At 69.1% G+C, this 14,600-nt stretch carries 12 protein-coding genes; 6 read left to right on the top strand and 6 right to left on the bottom strand.

What is annotated here, in order from left to right:
- Positions 1–25 precede the first annotated feature (25 nt).
- Complete coding sequence (locus tag ACIPTO_RS11885) at positions 26–904, top strand: LLM class F420-dependent oxidoreductase (RefSeq protein ID WP_401191057.1); 879 nt, start codon at positions 26–28, stop codon at positions 902–904.
- 77 nt (positions 905–981) lie between these two features.
- Here the strand turns inward: ACIPTO_RS11885 and ACIPTO_RS11880 are convergent, their stop codons facing one another.
- The 4 genes from ACIPTO_RS11880 to ACIPTO_RS11865 all read right to left on the bottom strand — a co-directional run bounded on the left by ACIPTO_RS11880 (position 982) and on the right by ACIPTO_RS11865 (position 3,593).
- Positions 982–1,839 carry a fumarylacetoacetate hydrolase family protein gene (locus tag ACIPTO_RS11880; RefSeq protein WP_401191055.1) on the bottom strand — a complete coding sequence of 286 codons (858 nt, stop codon included), beginning with the start codon at positions 1,837–1,839 and terminating at the stop codon, positions 982–984.
- Between the two features lie 128 nt (positions 1,840–1,967).
- Complete coding sequence (locus ACIPTO_RS11875; protein ID WP_401191053.1) at positions 1,968–2,645, bottom strand: YidC/Oxa1 family membrane protein insertase; 678 nt, start codon at positions 2,643–2,645, stop codon at positions 1,968–1,970.
- Positions 2,646–2,735: 90 nt separating this feature from the next.
- Positions 2,736–3,026, bottom strand: coding sequence for a DUF6412 domain-containing protein (locus tag ACIPTO_RS11870; RefSeq protein ID WP_366313075.1), 291 nt, complete (start codon positions 3,024–3,026; stop codon positions 2,736–2,738).
- A 39-nt stretch (positions 3,027–3,065) separates the two neighbouring features.
- Positions 3,066–3,593: a helix-turn-helix domain-containing protein gene (locus ACIPTO_RS11865; RefSeq protein WP_366313073.1), complete on the bottom strand. Its 528-nt coding sequence runs from the start codon at positions 3,591–3,593 to the stop codon at positions 3,066–3,068.
- Positions 3,594–3,660: 67 nt separating this feature from the next.
- Between ACIPTO_RS11865 and ACIPTO_RS11860 the strand changes: the two genes are divergently transcribed.
- Positions 3,661–5,085, top strand: a complete 1,425-nt coding sequence (locus ACIPTO_RS11860) for an MFS transporter (RefSeq protein ID WP_401191050.1) — start codon at positions 3,661–3,663, stop codon at positions 5,083–5,085.
- A 72-nt stretch (positions 5,086–5,157) separates the two neighbouring features.
- Here ACIPTO_RS11860 and ACIPTO_RS11855 read toward each other — a convergent pair whose 3' ends face one another.
- Positions 5,158–5,934 (bottom strand): class E sortase, encoded by a 777-nt coding sequence (locus ACIPTO_RS11855; protein ID WP_401191048.1) that lies wholly within the window; start codon positions 5,932–5,934, stop codon positions 5,158–5,160.
- 240 nt (positions 5,935–6,174) lie between these two features.
- Here ACIPTO_RS11855 and ACIPTO_RS11850 point away from each other — a divergent pair, with 240 nt between their 5' ends.
- The 3 genes from ACIPTO_RS11850 (at position 6,175) to ACIPTO_RS11840 (ending at position 10,208) form a co-directional block, all read left to right on the top strand.
- Positions 6,175–7,650, top strand: a complete 1,476-nt coding sequence (locus ACIPTO_RS11850) for a beta-1,6-galactanase (RefSeq protein ID WP_401191047.1) — start codon at positions 6,175–6,177, stop codon at positions 7,648–7,650.
- 29 nt (positions 7,651–7,679) lie between these two features.
- Complete coding sequence (locus ACIPTO_RS11845) at positions 7,680–8,936, top strand: MFS transporter (protein ID WP_401191045.1); 1,257 nt, start codon at positions 7,680–7,682, stop codon at positions 8,934–8,936.
- A gap of 255 nt (positions 8,937–9,191) precedes the next feature.
- The gene (locus ACIPTO_RS11840) at positions 9,192–10,208 is read left to right on the top strand and encodes an SEC-C domain-containing protein (RefSeq protein ID WP_401191043.1); all 1,017 of its coding nucleotides are present in this window, start codon (positions 9,192–9,194) and stop codon (positions 10,206–10,208) included.
- 66 nt (positions 10,209–10,274) lie between these two features.
- On the opposite strand, the gene ACIPTO_RS11835 is transcribed toward ACIPTO_RS11840, so the two are convergent.
- Positions 10,275–11,279: a YDG/SRA domain-containing protein gene (locus ACIPTO_RS11835; RefSeq protein ID WP_401191041.1), complete on the bottom strand. Its 1,005-nt coding sequence runs from the start codon at positions 11,277–11,279 to the stop codon at positions 10,275–10,277.
- A 156-nt stretch (positions 11,280–11,435) separates the two neighbouring features.
- Between ACIPTO_RS11835 and ACIPTO_RS11830 the strand changes: the two genes are divergently transcribed.
- The gene (locus ACIPTO_RS11830) at positions 11,436–14,597 is read left to right on the top strand and encodes a DUF3427 domain-containing protein (RefSeq protein WP_401191039.1); all 3,162 of its coding nucleotides are present in this window, start codon (positions 11,436–11,438) and stop codon (positions 14,595–14,597) included.
- The last annotated feature ends 3 nt before the right edge of the window (positions 14,598–14,600 follow it).

The following is a 14,600-nucleotide window of genomic DNA, read 5'->3' as shown; positions in this document are numbered from 1 at the left end:
CCCGACGGCGGAGGGAACAGCAGCGATGAGCAACGAGACACCGGGGAACCTCAGGGAGACGGTCGGACGCCACGGCATCTGGAGCGTCGGCCTGCGCACCGAGGATCCGGCCCGGCGCGGCGAACTGGCGGAAGCGGCGGCCGAGTTGGAGCAACTCGGTTACGGCGCCGTCTGGTTGGGCGGCAGCAGCGCCGCCCGGCACGCCGTGCCGCTGATCGAGGCGACCTCGACGCTCGCCGTCGGCACCAGCATCCAGAGCATCTGGCAGTACGACGCGGCCGAGAGCGCCGCAAATTACGCGGAGTTGGAGGCGGCCCACCCCGGCCGCTTCCTGCTCGGCCTGGGGGTGAGCCACGCAAAGCTCGCGGACCAGTACCGCCGCCCGTACTCGGCGCTGGTGGCCTACCTGGACGCGCTGGACACCGCCGGAGTCCCCGCCGACCGCCGCCTGCTGGCCGCCCTGGGCCCGAAGACCCTGGAGCTGGCGCGGGACCGCTCGGCCGGCTCGATCCCGTATCTGGTCACCCCCGAGCACACGGCCGACGCCCGCGCCGTCCTGGGCGAAGCCCCGTTGCTGGCGCCCGAGTTGAAGGTGGTCCTGGAGACGGACCCGGCCCGCGCCCGCACCCTGGCCCGCGACTACCTGGCCATGTACCTGACCCTGCCCAACTACACCAACAACTTCCTCCGCAACGGCTTCACGGAGTCCGACCTCGCGGACGGCGGCAGCGACCGCCTGGTCGACGCGGTCTTCGCCTGGGGCGACGAATCCTCGATCCGCGCGCGGATCGACGCCTTCCTGGCGGCGGGTGCGGACCACGTGGCCCTGCAGGTCGTGGACGGCGGCTCCCGCGAAGACCTTCCCCGAGAGGCCTGGCGCACCCTCGCCTCCCTGCTGAAGTAGGCGTTCCTCAGGGGCGCGGGGAACCGCGCGGCCGGCCGCACCGGCCGCGCACCCGCGAACCGGCAGGGCCCCGCCCGTCAGGCGTCCTTGAACTCCTGCCGCTGCCTGCCCAGTCCCGCGATCTCCAGCTCCACGACATCACCGGCCCGCAGGTACGGCTTGGGCTCGGGCTGCCCCATGGCGACTCCCGCGGGCGTCCCGGTGTTGATGACGTCCCCGGGGTAGAGCGTCATGAACCGGCTGACGTAGCGGACGACTTCGGCGACCGGGAAGATCTGCTCGGCCGTGGTCCCGTCCTGCTTCAGCTCGCCGTTCACCCACAGCTTCAGCGAGAGCGCCTGCGGGTCCGGGACCTCGTCCGCCGTCACCAGCCACGGCCCGAGCGGATTGAACGTCTCGCAGTTCTTCCCCTTGTCCCACGTCCCGCCCCGCTCGATCTGGAACTCCCGCTCGGACACGTCGTGCGCGACGGCGTACCCCGCGACATGCGCGAGCGCCTCCTCGTGGGACTCCAGATAGCGGGCCGTACGCCCGATGACGACGGCGAGTTCGACCTCCCAGTCGGTCTTCACCGACCCGCGGGGCACCAGCACGGTGTCGTGCGGCCCGACCACCGTGTCCGCGGCCTTGAAGAAGACGACCGGCTCGGCGGGCGGCTCGGCGCCGGTCTCGCGGGCGTGGTCGTGGTAGTTCAGCCCGATGCACACGACCTTGCCGATCCGGGCCAGCGGCGGCCCGATCCGCAGTCCGTCGGCGTCGAGCGCGGGCAGTTCCCCGGCGTCGGCGGCGGCGCGGATCCGGCCGAGCGCGGCGCTGTCGTCGAGCAGTGGCCCGTCGATGTCCGGGACGATGCCGGACAGGTCGCGCAGGGTTCCCCCGGCGTCGAGCAGCGCGGGCCGCTCCGCCCCTGCCGTACCGACTCGCAGCAGCTTCATGTTCACCATCTCCATCGATCGCGGGCGGTCGACCGATGGGTGCAGCCATCGGAGGACTGGTCGATCCTCCAAGCTCACGGTCCAGTCCGCAATACCCGGTTCACGGACTGGACCGTCACCTCGGCCGGTCAGGTGGAGAGCACGACCCGTTCCACGGCGCTCCAGGCCGCGCTGGTCACCACGTAGAGCGCGACGGCCAGCGGCACGACGGCGACGGTGACCAGCGTGCCGTAGGAGAGGAGGGGCAGCACCTTGCCGAGGGCGCCGGTGCCGGGGCCGGCCGGGGCGGCGGCTGTCGTGCGCCGGGTGCGGACGTAGGTGAAGGTCGCGACCGCGGCGACGGCGAGGAACAGGCCGACGTGGACGAGTCCGGCCGGTCCGAACGGTCCGTCGGCGGCGAGCGCGTCGGCCCAGCGGCCGTCGAGCGGGGCGGCGAACAGCCGGTGGGAGAGCAGGCCGCCGTCGCCGCCGCCGGAGAAGAGGCGGTAGAGGAGGAAGAACGCCGGGAGTTGGAGCAGGCTCGGCAGCAGTCCGGAGAACGGGGAGACCTTCTCCTTCGCGTGCAGTTCCAGTACGGCCTTCTGCAGCTTCTCGGGCTGCTTCGCGTACCGCTTCCGCAACTCGGCGACGCGCGGCTGGAGTCGGGCCCGCGCCCGCCGGCCGCGTGCGGCGGCCCGCGCCAGGGGGTGCACGAGGAGTCGTACGAGAGCGGTGAACAGGACGATCGCGGCGGCTGCGGCGGTCGCGCCGAACAACGGGTGGAGCAGGTCGGCGAGTTGCTCGACCAGGGTGGTGAAGACGGACATGGGTGAGCCCTCCGTGGGTCTCGTCGTGCCGGGAGTGGGCATGGCGACGGGACGACCCCGCGCGGAGGCGGGAGAGGCTTCGATGGATGCCTACGCGGTGGTCGTCCGGAGGGTGTGTCCGGGGGCTCGGGGGCGGGGCCGGCCCGAGGCGTCGGGGTCGCGCTGGGGCAGGAAGGCCGTACGGCGGGCCCGGTCGCGGATGGCCGTACGGACCCGGGTGGGCGGTACGGCGGGTGCGCTGCGCGCGGTGAGAAGGGCGCAGACGGCGAGGGCGGTGCCGGTCGCGGCGAGCGCGACGGCGGCGGGCAGGCCGGCGGTGTCGAGCAGCACCATCGGGAGCAGGAACAGGAGCAGCAGGGCGATCGTCCGGCTGTGCCGCATGGTCCGCCCCCTCTCCAACTGCTGTGCCCGTACGGTCCGTTATACCGGATCGGCCTCGATCGGTTCGAGCAGGCGCCTCGGCTTGAGGAGTGCCCGGCCGACCGGGTCGCCCGGGTCCTGGTCGAGTCCTGGACCCGGGTGCATGACGACGTCGCCGACGGGGACGACGACGGCGCAGGCGGGGCACTCGCCGTAGGAGCCGAGTTCGGTGCCGCAGTCCACGTGCCGGAAGAAGCGCCGCTGGGTCTCCCCGTACTGCACGCGGTTCCACAGGCCGAGCGAGCGCACCACCGGCCACAGGGCGATCCCGCGCTCGGTGATGACGTACTCGTCGCGCGGCGGGGACTCCTGGTACCGGCGCTTCTCGAGGATGCCCTCGGCGGTGAGCGCCTGGAGGCGGGCGGCGAGGACCGCGCGCGGGATGCCGAGGTGGCCGAGGAAGTCGTTGTAGCGCCGCACGCCGTAGAGGGCGTCCCGGACGACGAGCAGCGTCCAGCGCTCCCCGACCACCTCCAGCGCGCGGGCCATCGAGCAGTCCTGTCCCGCGTAGTCCTTGCCGAGTGCCATGCCTCCACCTTAGCCACTTTCCGACACTGGGTTCAATGAACGAACCTACGGTGCTACCGTACTCCTCATGGATAGGTTCAATGAACGAACCCTCATCGAGGATTCCGAGACGACCGCACCGCACCCGGCACCGGAGCCACCCGGGGCCTCCGCCCCCGGCGTGCCGCACCCCCGCGCCACCCTCGCCCTGACCAGCGCGGCCACCGCCGTGGCGCTCATGACGTACACCGCTCCGATGGTCACGCTCCCCGACGTCGCCGCCGCCCTGCACACCCCGCTCTCCGCGCAGGCCTGGCTCCTGAACGGCACCCCGCTGGGCCTCGCCGCACTGCTCCTGGTCGCCGGCAGCCTCGCCGACGACTACGGCCGCCGCCGGATCTTCCTCGCCGGCACCTTCGCGCTGGGCATCACCACCGCGCTCTCGGCGCTCACGTCCTCGACCTTGCTCTTCACCCTGACCCGCGTCGCGCAGGGCGCGTCCAGCGCCGCCCTGCTGGCCAGCGGTCTGGGCCTGATCGTGCACGCCTTCCCGACCCCGCGCGGCCGTCTGCACGCGACCGGCGTCTGGGGCGCCTTCGTCAGCGGCGGCATAGCCGTCGGCCCGCTCGTCGCGGGCGCGATGCCCGACTGGCGCGTGGCCTACGCCGTCCTCGGCGCCGCCGCGCTCGTCGTGGCCGCCCTGGGTGTCCGCACCCTGTCCGAGTCCCGCGCGCCGCGCGGCGGACGCCCCGACCTCGCCGGAGCCGTCACCTTCGGACTCGCGCTGGTCGCCCTGGTCGCCGCGCTGACCCTGGGCCGGGACGGCTGGCTGCGCGCACCGGTGGGCCTGCTGCTGCTCGCGGCCGTGGTGCTGGTCGGCGTCTTCGCCCTGGTCGAGCGCCGGGGCACGACCCCGATGATCGACCTGAGCCTGCTGCGCCACCGCCCCTTCCTGGCCTCCTCCGCGAGCGGCCTGTTCACGGGCCTCGCGGTGATCGGCCTCTTCAGCTTCCTGCCGGCACTGCTGCAGCAGACACTCGGCCTGTCCGCGATGGACACGGCCTGGCTGTTCCTCCTCTGGTCGGGCCTGTCCTTCGCCGTCGCCCTCCAGGCCCGCCGCCTCGCGGGCCGTGTCTCCTCCCGGCACCAACTCGCCCTGGGATTCCTCCTCCACGCGGCCGGCGTCCTGACGATGCTCGGCGCCCTGGACTCCGGCTCCTGGCCACGACTGCTGCCGGGCCTGGTGATCGCGGGCGTCGGCAGCGGGCTCCTGAACGCCGCGCTGCCGCTGCTCTCCGTGGAGTCCGTGCCGGCCGCGCGCGCGGCGATGGGGTCGGGGGCGCAGCAGACGTTCCGGTACATCGGGTCCTGCGCGGGCGTCGCGCTGACCATCGCGATCGCCACGTCGGCGGGGAGCGGTCTCGCGCGCGGGGCGGACATCGCGATGACGGTGTCGGCGGGACTCGCGGTGCTGGCCGCGGTGACCGTGGTGGGGTTGCGGGACCGGGCGTGAACTCGCTTCTGTGGTACGGGACTTACGGCTTCCCTTGTCTCGTCGGCGCCACCGGCCCCGCCGGCGGCTCGGTCACCGGGGGCGCGTGGACGTGAGCGTGCCCCAGACCGCCATGCGGTACCGGGAGGTGAAGTCCGGGGTGCAGGTGGTGAGGGTGATGTAGTGGCCGGGCAGGCTGTAGCCGTAGGACGGTCTGACGATCGAGCGCGGGACCGGCCGGATGACGCCCGAGTCGGCGGCCGAGGTCTGCGGGAGGATCTTGTCGACGGTGTACGTGAAGACGGCCGCGCTCGTCTCGACCTGGACGGTGTCCTTCACCCGCAGGCTCGGGAGATACCGGAACGGCTCGCCGTGGGTGTTGCGGTGCCCGGCGAGCGCGAAGTTGCCCTCCTGGCCCGGCTGTTGCGTGCCGGGGTAGTGGCCGACGTACCCCTTGTTCAGCACGTTCTGCTTGCTGACACCCTCCGCGACGGGGACCCGGAGGTGGAGACGGGGGATGGTGAGGACGGCGTAGGCCTGGGAGCGGTGGGGAGTGACGGTGGCCGGGTTCGTGGTGCCGGTCGCGCTCCGGCCGGGCGAACCGCCTTTGCCCGTCCCCGTGTTGGCCGACGGAGCGGCCCCGCTCACCGCACCCGGTGCCGGCGCCTGGGTCGCCCATTGCCGTTCCAGTGACCGCACTTGATGCTCCGCGCCCTGGCGCGCCTCCCGGTTGGTCCACCACAGCTGGTGGACGACGAGGAGCAGCAGGACCACCCCGGCGGTGACGAGGAACTCGCCGCCGGTCCACAGGGCGCGTCGGCCCAGCGCACGGCGTCTACGGCTGTGGTGCTGCACGACGGGGACCCGCATGGGCCGCACGATAAGGGCGGGTTCGCGAACTCACCAGAGAATCCGCCCGCGAACTCACCGAACATTCGGCGGCCGTTGGCGGCGAGGGCGGCCGTTCGATCCTTCGTACACGGGTTTTAGAAAGGGGTGTCACAACCCTCGACAACCTCACGCGGCACACCCGATGCTTCCTGGTGGCACGAGCCGGGGGATGGCCGACGCCGGTGGGACGACCGGCGGTTGAGCGAATCGGGAGTAGAGATGATCCGACGCAGAACCCTGCTGGCCGCGGCGGGCGGTGGTCTCCTCGGCACCGCCCTGGCGACCGGCACCGCACGGGCCGACGCGACGATCGCGGTCAACCCGGGGACGACGTACGGCACCTGGGAGGGCTGGGGCACGTCCCTCGCCTGGTGGGCGAACGTCTTCGGCGCCCGGGACGACTTCGCCGACATCTTCTTCACCACCAAGTCGACGACGTACAAAGGCACGTCACTGCCCGGCCTGGGCCTGAACATCGCCCGGTACAACCTCGGCGCGTGCAGCTGGAACACGGTGAACGGCGAGTCGATGGTGGCCTCGGCCAACATCCCGGCGTTCAAGCAGATCGAGGGCTACTGGCAGGACTGGAACAACGAGGACCCGACGTCCTCGGCCTGGGACTGGACCGCCGACGCGACCCAGCGGGCGATGCTGGTGAAGGCGACGGCGCGCGGGGCGACGACCGAACTCTTCGCCAACTCCCCCATGTGGTGGATGTGCCTGAACCACAACCCCTCGGGCGCGTCCGGCGGCGGCAACAACCTCCAGTCCTGGAACTACCGCCAGCACGCCTCCCATCTGGCGTCCGTGGCCCTCTACGCGAAGAACAACTGGGGCGTGAACTTCGCGACGGTCGAGGCCTTCAACGAGCCCTCGTCGAGCTGGTGGACGGCGACCGGTACGCAGGAGGGCTGCCACATGGACTCGACCGTCCAGGCGGCCGTACTCCCCTACGTCCGCAGCGAGTTGGACAGCCGCGGCCTGACGGGCACGAAGATCTCGGCGTCCGACGAGACGAGTTACGACCTCGCGCGGACCACGTGGAACTCCTTCAGCGCGACCACGAAGGGGTATGTGAACCGGGTCAACGTCCATGGCTACCAGGGCTCGGGCGGCCGTAGGGACCTCCTGTACACGGACGTGGTGACGACGGCGGGCAAGGCCCTCTGGAACTCCGAGACGGGCGACAGCGACTCCACCGGCCTGACGATGGCGAGCAACCTGCTGTACGACTTCCGCTGGCTGCACCCCACCGCCTGGACGTACTGGCAGGTCATGGACCCGAGTTCGGGCTGGGCGATGATCGCGTACGACCAGAGCACGCTCACCGCGGGCGCGGTGCAGACGAAGTACTACGTGATGGCCCAGTTCAGCCGCCACATCCGACCCGGCATGACGATCCTCGACACGGGCGTGAGCTACGCGGCGGCGGCCTACGACGCGAGCGCGAAGCGGCTGGTGATCGTCGCCGCGAACACCGGCTCGTCGTCGACGACCCTGACCTTCGACCTCTCCAGGTTCACCACGGTGGCGGGTGGTTCGAGCGGTCTGGTCCCGCGCTGGAACACGGTGACCGGTGGCGGCGGCGATCTGTACACCGCCCACTCGGACACATACGTGAGCGGCAAGACGGTGAGTGCGGCGTTCGCGGCCGGGGCGGTGCAGACGCTGCAGATCGACGGGGTGGTGATCTGACCGCCGAACTCCCTCGCGCGGGCGGGCGGTTGGGCCTGCCCGCGCTGGCACTCGGCGGTTTCGGCATCGGACTGACCGAGTTCGTGATCGCAGGACTGCTGCCGCAGGTGGCCCGGAGCCTCACCGTGTCCACGGCCACGGCAGGCTGGCTGATCTCGGGCTACGCCCTGACGGTCGCGGTGGGCGCGATAGCGGTGACGGCGGCGACGGCGGGCCTGGCCCGAAAACCGGTACTGGTGGGCCTGTTGGCGCTGTTCGTCGCAGGGAACCTGCTGTCGGCGCTGGCCCCGACGTACGGGGTGATGCTGCTCGGCAGAGTCGTGGCGGCGCTGTGCCACGGCTCGTTCTTCGGCATCGGCTCCCTCGTCGCCCGCCGCCTGGTCCCGCCCGAACGGGCCTCGCGGGCAGTGGCGTCGATGTTCGCCGGCCTGACGGTGGCCAACGTCCTGGGCGTCCCCTTCGGCGCGCTCGTCGGCGAACGGTGGGGGTGGCGGGCGACGTTCTGGGCGATCACGGTGATCGGGGCGGTGGCGCTGATCGGCATCGCGGTCCTGGTGCCGGGATGGGCGGGAACGGGAGGCGACGGGGCGGACGCGGGCGCAGGGGCGGCGGCAGGGACGAGGGGTGGCCGGACGGACCTCCGCGCTCAGGCGCGCGCCTTCCGCTCCGCCCAGGTCTGGCTGACCCTGACGGCCACGGCCCTCGGCTACGGCGGCATGTTCGGCGCGTTCAGCTACCTCGCGTACACCTTCACGCGGGTCGCGGGGTTCTCGACGACGGACGTGTCCTGGCTGCTGGTGGTCTACGGCACCGGGCTGGTCGTCGGCAACGCCGCGGGCGGGCGGGGCGCGGACCGCGACCGCGACGCGACCCTGCTCGTGTCACTGGCGGGCCTGACGGCCACGTTGGCGGTGTTCGGCGTGCTGGCGAGCAGCCGGGGGGCGTCGGTGGTCCTGGTCTTCCTCCTCGGTGCGTTCGGCTTCGCCACGGTCCCCGGGATGATCACGCGGGTCACGGACGCGGCGGGCGGCGTACCGCTGGCCGCGAGCGCGAACGTCTCCGCGTCGAACGTGGGCAACGCGCTCGGAGCGTGGGCGGGCGGCCTCGTGATCAGCGCGGGGTTCGGGTACGCGGCTCCCTTGTTCGTGGGCGCGGGGATCGTGACGGCCGGGGTGGGCGTGATGGGGGTGGCGGCGTGGATGGCTGTGGGAGGGGTGGGAGGTGGAGAAGGGAAAGGGCAGAAAGGAGAGGGCAGATGGGAGAGGCGGGCGGGCTGCGAGAGGTGAGGGGCGTAGAGGTGCGGGGCCGGCGGGGCAGCGGGAGGTAAGGGGCGTAGACGGGCGAGGGCGGACGGGTTGAGCGGGGCGGGCGGTCGTAAAACCTGCGGACACCCGGAAGCCACCCGGTGTTCCCAGCGGAGCGGCTCCGCGCCGACGCCGCCTCCGCTCCCACCCCACCCTCACCCCACTCTCACCGGCCGACCTGGGCATATCTCCGCCCTTGCCTCCATCTGCGCGGGCATCGGCAGTACCGTGTCGTTCATGCGCCCCGACACGCCCGCCGAGAACGTCGACCACCCCGCCGAAGCGGCCCGCCTCGAACGGACCGCCTCCTTGTACCCCGAGGACGCCGAGGCCCTGCTCCTCCAGGCCGCGGCCCACCTGGAACTGGCCGGCGACCGCCCCGCCGCCACCGCGCTCTACGACCGCCTGCTGTCGTCGGCGGAGTCCCTGGAAACCCCGCATCTGGTACGGGCCCTCAAGGCCTCGAACCTCTGGGAGTACGGCCACGAGGCCGAGGCCAGGGCCATCATCGACGGCATCCGCGCGGGAGCCCCGCGCGATCCGGCGCCGTGGGTGATCGTCGCGGAGTCCCTGGAGTCCCACGACGAGCTGGAGGCGGCGCAGGAGACGTTCACGGAGGCCGTGACCCTCCTCCTCACCGACATCCCCGAACCCCCTTACTCCACCCACCCGTTGCTCTTCGGCCGACACCGCGTGCGCCGCATGCTGGGCGTGTCGCACGACGAGTGGGACACGCTGGCGGACACGCTGCACTCGTCGTCGGTGTCGCTGGACGAGCTGCACGACCCGAAGCGGGTGTGGTCACTCGGGTCCGACAACCCGGCGGAGCTGGAGGCCGAGATCTCGCGGCTGCGGGCGGAGCTGGGCGCGTACCGGGAGGCGTTGTCGCGCCCCTTCCCGGTGGCCGTACTCCACTGGCCCGAGGGAGAGTTGGCCGAACTGGTCGCGGCGTACGAGCCCCTCACCGCGGAGTACCCGTCGCACGAGGAGCACCTCGCGACGATAGAGGGTTCGCTGCGCGAGCTGGCCGCCTCGGGCACCCCGAACCTGGGCATCGTGACGGGAACGGTCCCCTCGTACGAGGCGTTCGCCGCGTCGGAGGGAACCTCACCGGGAGACGTCGACCTGCTGCCGCAGTACGCCACGACACTGGCTGCGCGGGGCCGGGCTGTGGTGTGGCCGCCGCAGCGGGGGGCTTCTTGTTGGTGTGGGTCGGGGCGGGGGTATGAGGAGTGTCACGGCCAGCAACTTTGATCCACAGGGCGCTCTACGGCCGCCAAGCTCGATGCGTTCTTGGCGGCCGTACCGTGAGGTGAGGCTCTACGACCCCTGCTCGGATGTCCCACGCTTCTCCCACCACTCACGGTGATATCGCAGGTAGTCCGGGTGTACTCGATGCGCACCCTTGGTCTTGAGCTTCGGCAACATAGGTGCTCCGAGCGTTGCCATCCGCTCAATGATCGACCCGTCCTCGTCCACCACGACAGCCCCAACGTCCAGGCGGACATGGCAGTTGGGGCAGACACAGAGAATGTTCGGCTCGACATCGGGTCCGTTGTGAGGCCTGCCCAAGGGCCTGATGTGAGCACCTTGGCTATGCGGCTTGCCATCCGGCCCAAGCAAACGAAGGCCACAGAGTTGGCACTGTCCGCCGTAGAGATCCTTCACACGACGTGACCTTGCAACGCTCCGCATGAGGCGCAGAACCTCCACGGTTCGCACCTCGGGATAGTTCTCCTCACCGGGTTCGTCGAGGACTTGTTCCACCGCTTCGAGGGCTTCGGCGTCTCGCTCCCCCGCAGGCACGAGAGCTTGCTCTGAGTCAGGCAGTCGCTCCAGATCAAACTGGCAAATTTCGACTGGGGACCCATTAGGCGCAGGCCACGTCGAAATGGCCGTACGAATGGCCGTAATGCCAAACAAACCATCGAACCGATAGCCTTTGAGTGGCGAATAACGCTTATCACCCTCATAGCCACGTATGACGCGAATCGGATACTTGCGCTCGTAGCTGCGCTTGAGGGCGGCGTTGTCGACGAGCTCCCACGACTGGCTGCACATAAGCCGGCCCGTAGTGGAGTCCCGATCCTTTCCCTCCGACGCCCCCGTGTACCTCATGAAGGTCCATTGGTCGTCGTCATCCACGTACCCACCGTTGAGCACGATGGCGTCCGCGACTGGCAGGTCATCCTGGTCATCCTTGAGCCAGGAGATGCCTTTCTGGTTGGTCTGGTGAAGCTTGGCGCCCAGCACCTCACGTCGGCCATTGAAGAAGTCCCCTACGGCGACACCAGCGATGTTCCCGAGCACCCGTTTGGTTTCCACGACCCCTACTGGACCGACATTGATCGATCCTGTCAAACCTATAACCGATAGCGATCGCTCAAGATCTTGGAACTGGCCATCTCTGTGCCCGATCTGCTTGTGTCAGTGCCCTCTGTTACACATGGACACCTGTCAACGCATGCGGGGGATGCCTACGTGACCAAGCCAGACGTACCTACGGAGCCCTCGGCTGGCCTCTACGAACAACTCATCACGCTGCGCTTCGAGCAGCAGTTGAAGGAGCTCGGCAGTCTCGGCTGGCACCCCGTGGTGGATGCAGTCGGGCCTGAGTCGGTGCCGCATGTACTGGCCCGGCACGTCGCAGGTACCGTGCGCCGAGTGCTGCAAGGCCTTCCGAGCGTGGAGCGGGTACACGCGGCCAACCACATCCTGGAATCCATCAGCACTCTCGAAGGCGCCCAAGAGTGGGTGGACCTGGTGGCCGACGGCCCTCGCCAACTCCTGGCGCTCACCCGGCAGGAGGCACCCGGAGTCTTCGCCGTACGCCCCGGCATCCCCCTCTCCGACACGGCCCTCATTACCAACTCGCCGGAGGACCCAAGCCTCGGCTTCGAACTACGCGCCGAACTCGCCACCGCCGACCGCGTCGACCTGCTCTGCGCCTTCGTGAAATGGCACGGGCTACGCATCATCGAGCAGTCCCTGCAAGCGGCCCACACGCGTGGCGTGCCGATACGTGTCCTCACGACGACGTATATCGGCGCTACCGAACGGCGCGCGTTGGACCGGCTGGTGCGGGAGTTCAACGCCGAGGTGAAGGTCAACTACGAGACACGATCGACGCGACTACATGCCAAGGCATGGCTGTTCCGTCGGAAAAGCGGCTACGACACCGCGTACGTCGGCAGTTCCAACCTCTCCAAGGCCGCGCTTCTCGACGGGCTGGAGTGGAACGTGCGACTCTCTTCGATCGCCACGCCAGACGTCTTGCGTAAGTTCGAGGCGACCTTCGAGGCGTACTGGAACGACCTGTCCTTCGAAACCTACGACCCCGACACAGATGGAGAACGGCTCCAGGAAGCCCTAGCTGTCGCAGGCGGCACCTCCTCAACTGCCGCTCAAGACCGCGGGATTACCCTGTCCGGCCTTGAGGTACGTCCGTACCCGCATCAACGCGACATGCTGGAGCGCCTGGAAGTCGAGCGGGAGGTGCATCACGTACACCGAAACCTGCTGGTCGCAGCGACTGGCACCGGCAAGACGGTGATGGCTGCACTCGACTACCGGAACCTGCGAAAGAAGCACGGCCGCGACCTGCGGTTGCTGTTCGTCGCGCACCGCAAGGAGATCCTTCAGCAGTCCCTGCGGACCTACCAAGACGTCCTGATGGACGCGAACTTTGGCGAGTCGCTCCACAGCGGCGAGATCCCGGAGCGCTGGAATCACGTGTTCGCCAGCGTCCAATCGCTGAACACACGAGCGCTCGACCGTCTCGCCCGCGATCACTTCGACGTGATCGTGATTGACGAGTTCCACCACGGGACCTCACCGACGTACCGGAAGATCCTCGACCACTTCCAGCCGGACGAGTTGCTTGGGCTTACCGCAACGCCCGAGCGCATGGACGGCAAAAACATCCAGGACGAGTTCTTCGACGGTCGCATCGCCGCCGAGATGCGTCTGTGGGAAGCCCTTGAGAATGAACTCCTCAGCCCCTTCCACTACTTCGGTATCACCGACACTACCGACTTGAGCACAGTGGAGTGGAAGCGCGGAGCGTATGACGCAGGCGCTTTGAGCAACGTGTTGACGGGAAACGTGGCACGGGCGCGGCTGGTCGTCAAGGCTGTCAGAGACAAGGTCAGCGACCCTGGGAGCATGCGGGCGCTGGGTTTCTGTGTCTCGGTGGCGCACGCGCACTTCATGGCCGAGTCCTTCCAAACAGCCGGCCTCAACGCCGTTGCTCTCTCCGGAGAGTCATCCAGCCAAGAGCGCGCGCAGACCCTGGCAGACCTCAGGTCGGGGGCCGTGCAAGTCGTCTTCTCAGTGGACCTCTTCAACGAAGGGCTCGACATCCCTGACGTGGATACGCTGCTCCTCCTGCGCCCTACCTCCAGCGCCACCGTCTTCCTTCAGCAGCTCGGCCGCGGCCTTCGCCGAACCGAAGACAAGGCTGTGCTCACCGTGCTGGACTTCATTGGGCAGCACCGCAAGGAGTTCCGCTTCGAGAACCAGTTCCGGGCGCTCACCAACCTCACCCGCAAGCGGCTCCTGGACAACATCGAGCATGACTTCCCGCAGCTGCCGTCCGGCTGCCAGATCATCCTTGAGGAGAAGGCGAAGAGCACCATCATCGCCAACATCAAGGACCAGATCGGCGTGAACGTCACGGCACTGGCACGTGAGGTCGCCGACTACGCCGAGCCGAAGCTTGCCAGCTATCTGCACGAGAGTGGTCGCGAGCTGAAGGAGCTCTACCGAGGCAATGGCAACTCTTGGACGGGATTGCTGCGCCGCTCCGGCCTTCTGCAAGGTGAGCCACCGGAAGGGGAAGCTGTCCTCCTCAAGCGCATCCCCGCCTTTCTTCACGTGGACGACCCGCTGCGGGTGGCCGCTTACACGCGGATGCTGACGGATGACGCCCCTGCCTACGACGACCTAGACGAGCAAGGCCAGGCCTACGCACGCATGCTGTTCTTCCAGCTGTGGCCGCTGGGCGGCGTCACTCGCAAGGGCTTCGCGGACTACGACGCCGGATTCTCAACTCTAAAGAACCAAGGGGCAGTTCGTAGTGAGCTGTGCCAAGTGTTGGAGCACAACCTTGCCCACACGGAACACGTCCCGATCCCGCTTCTGGGCGTGGGCGGACAAGGCGGCATTCCACTGACCGTGCATGCCTCGTACAGCCGCGAAGAGATCCTTCCTGCCCTCGGTCAGTCCTTCATCGGTGGCTTCATGCCGGCCGATTTTCGCGAGGGCGTGAAATGGTGTCAGTCGATCAAGACCGACGCGCTCCTCATCACGCTAGAGAAGGACGAGCAGGACTTCTCCCCTCAAACCCGTTATCACGACTACGCGTTGAGTGAGACCCTCTTCCACTGGGAGTCCCAGAACCAAACATCGGCGACATCTCCCACAGGCCTGCGCTACCAAAATCACGTGGCCGAGGGCAGCCACGTCCTGCTCTTCGTGCGCCGCTACAAGAGCACGGACATCGGGGGCGCCCAGCCGTGGATGCTGCTCGGCCCTGCCGAGTTCGAGGACTCCACCGGAAGCAAACCGATGGCGATCAAGTGGAAGTTGAAGCACCCGCTCCCGGCTGACGTCTGGACGTACTCGGCAATCGCTGCCGGGTAGTTC

Origin of the sequence: Streptomyces sp. NPDC090083 (assembly GCF_044747445.1) — a bacterium.
Lineage (GTDB): Bacteria > Actinomycetota > Actinomycetes > Streptomycetales > Streptomycetaceae > Streptomyces.
This window is presented reverse-complemented; position numbering and strand designations above follow the sequence as displayed.

Coding starts and splice junctions, on each gene's coding strand:
- ACIPTO_RS11885 (WP_401191057.1), top strand. CDS start 26: ATGAGCAACGAGACACCGGGGAACCTCAGGGAGACGGTCGGACGCCAC.
- ACIPTO_RS11865 (WP_366313073.1), bottom strand. CDS start 3,593: ATGGCACTCGGCAAGGACTACGCGGGACAGGACTGCTCGATGGCCCGC.
- ACIPTO_RS11875 (WP_401191053.1), bottom strand. CDS start 2,645: ATGTCCGTCTTCACCACCCTGGTCGAGCAACTCGCCGACCTGCTCCAC.
- ACIPTO_RS11880 (WP_401191055.1), bottom strand. CDS start 1,839: ATGAAGCTGCTGCGAGTCGGTACGGCAGGGGCGGAGCGGCCCGCGCTG.
- ACIPTO_RS11870 (WP_366313075.1), bottom strand. CDS start 3,026: ATGCGGCACAGCCGGACGATCGCCCTGCTGCTCCTGTTCCTGCTCCCG.
- ACIPTO_RS11855 (WP_401191048.1), bottom strand. CDS start 5,934: ATGCGGGTCCCCGTCGTGCAGCACCACAGCCGTAGACGCCGTGCGCTG.
- ACIPTO_RS11850 (WP_401191047.1), top strand. CDS start 6,175: ATGATCCGACGCAGAACCCTGCTGGCCGCGGCGGGCGGTGGTCTCCTC.
- ACIPTO_RS11840 (WP_401191043.1), top strand. CDS start 9,192: ATGCGCCCCGACACGCCCGCCGAGAACGTCGACCACCCCGCCGAAGCG.
- ACIPTO_RS11860 (WP_401191050.1), top strand. CDS start 3,661: ATGGATAGGTTCAATGAACGAACCCTCATCGAGGATTCCGAGACGACC.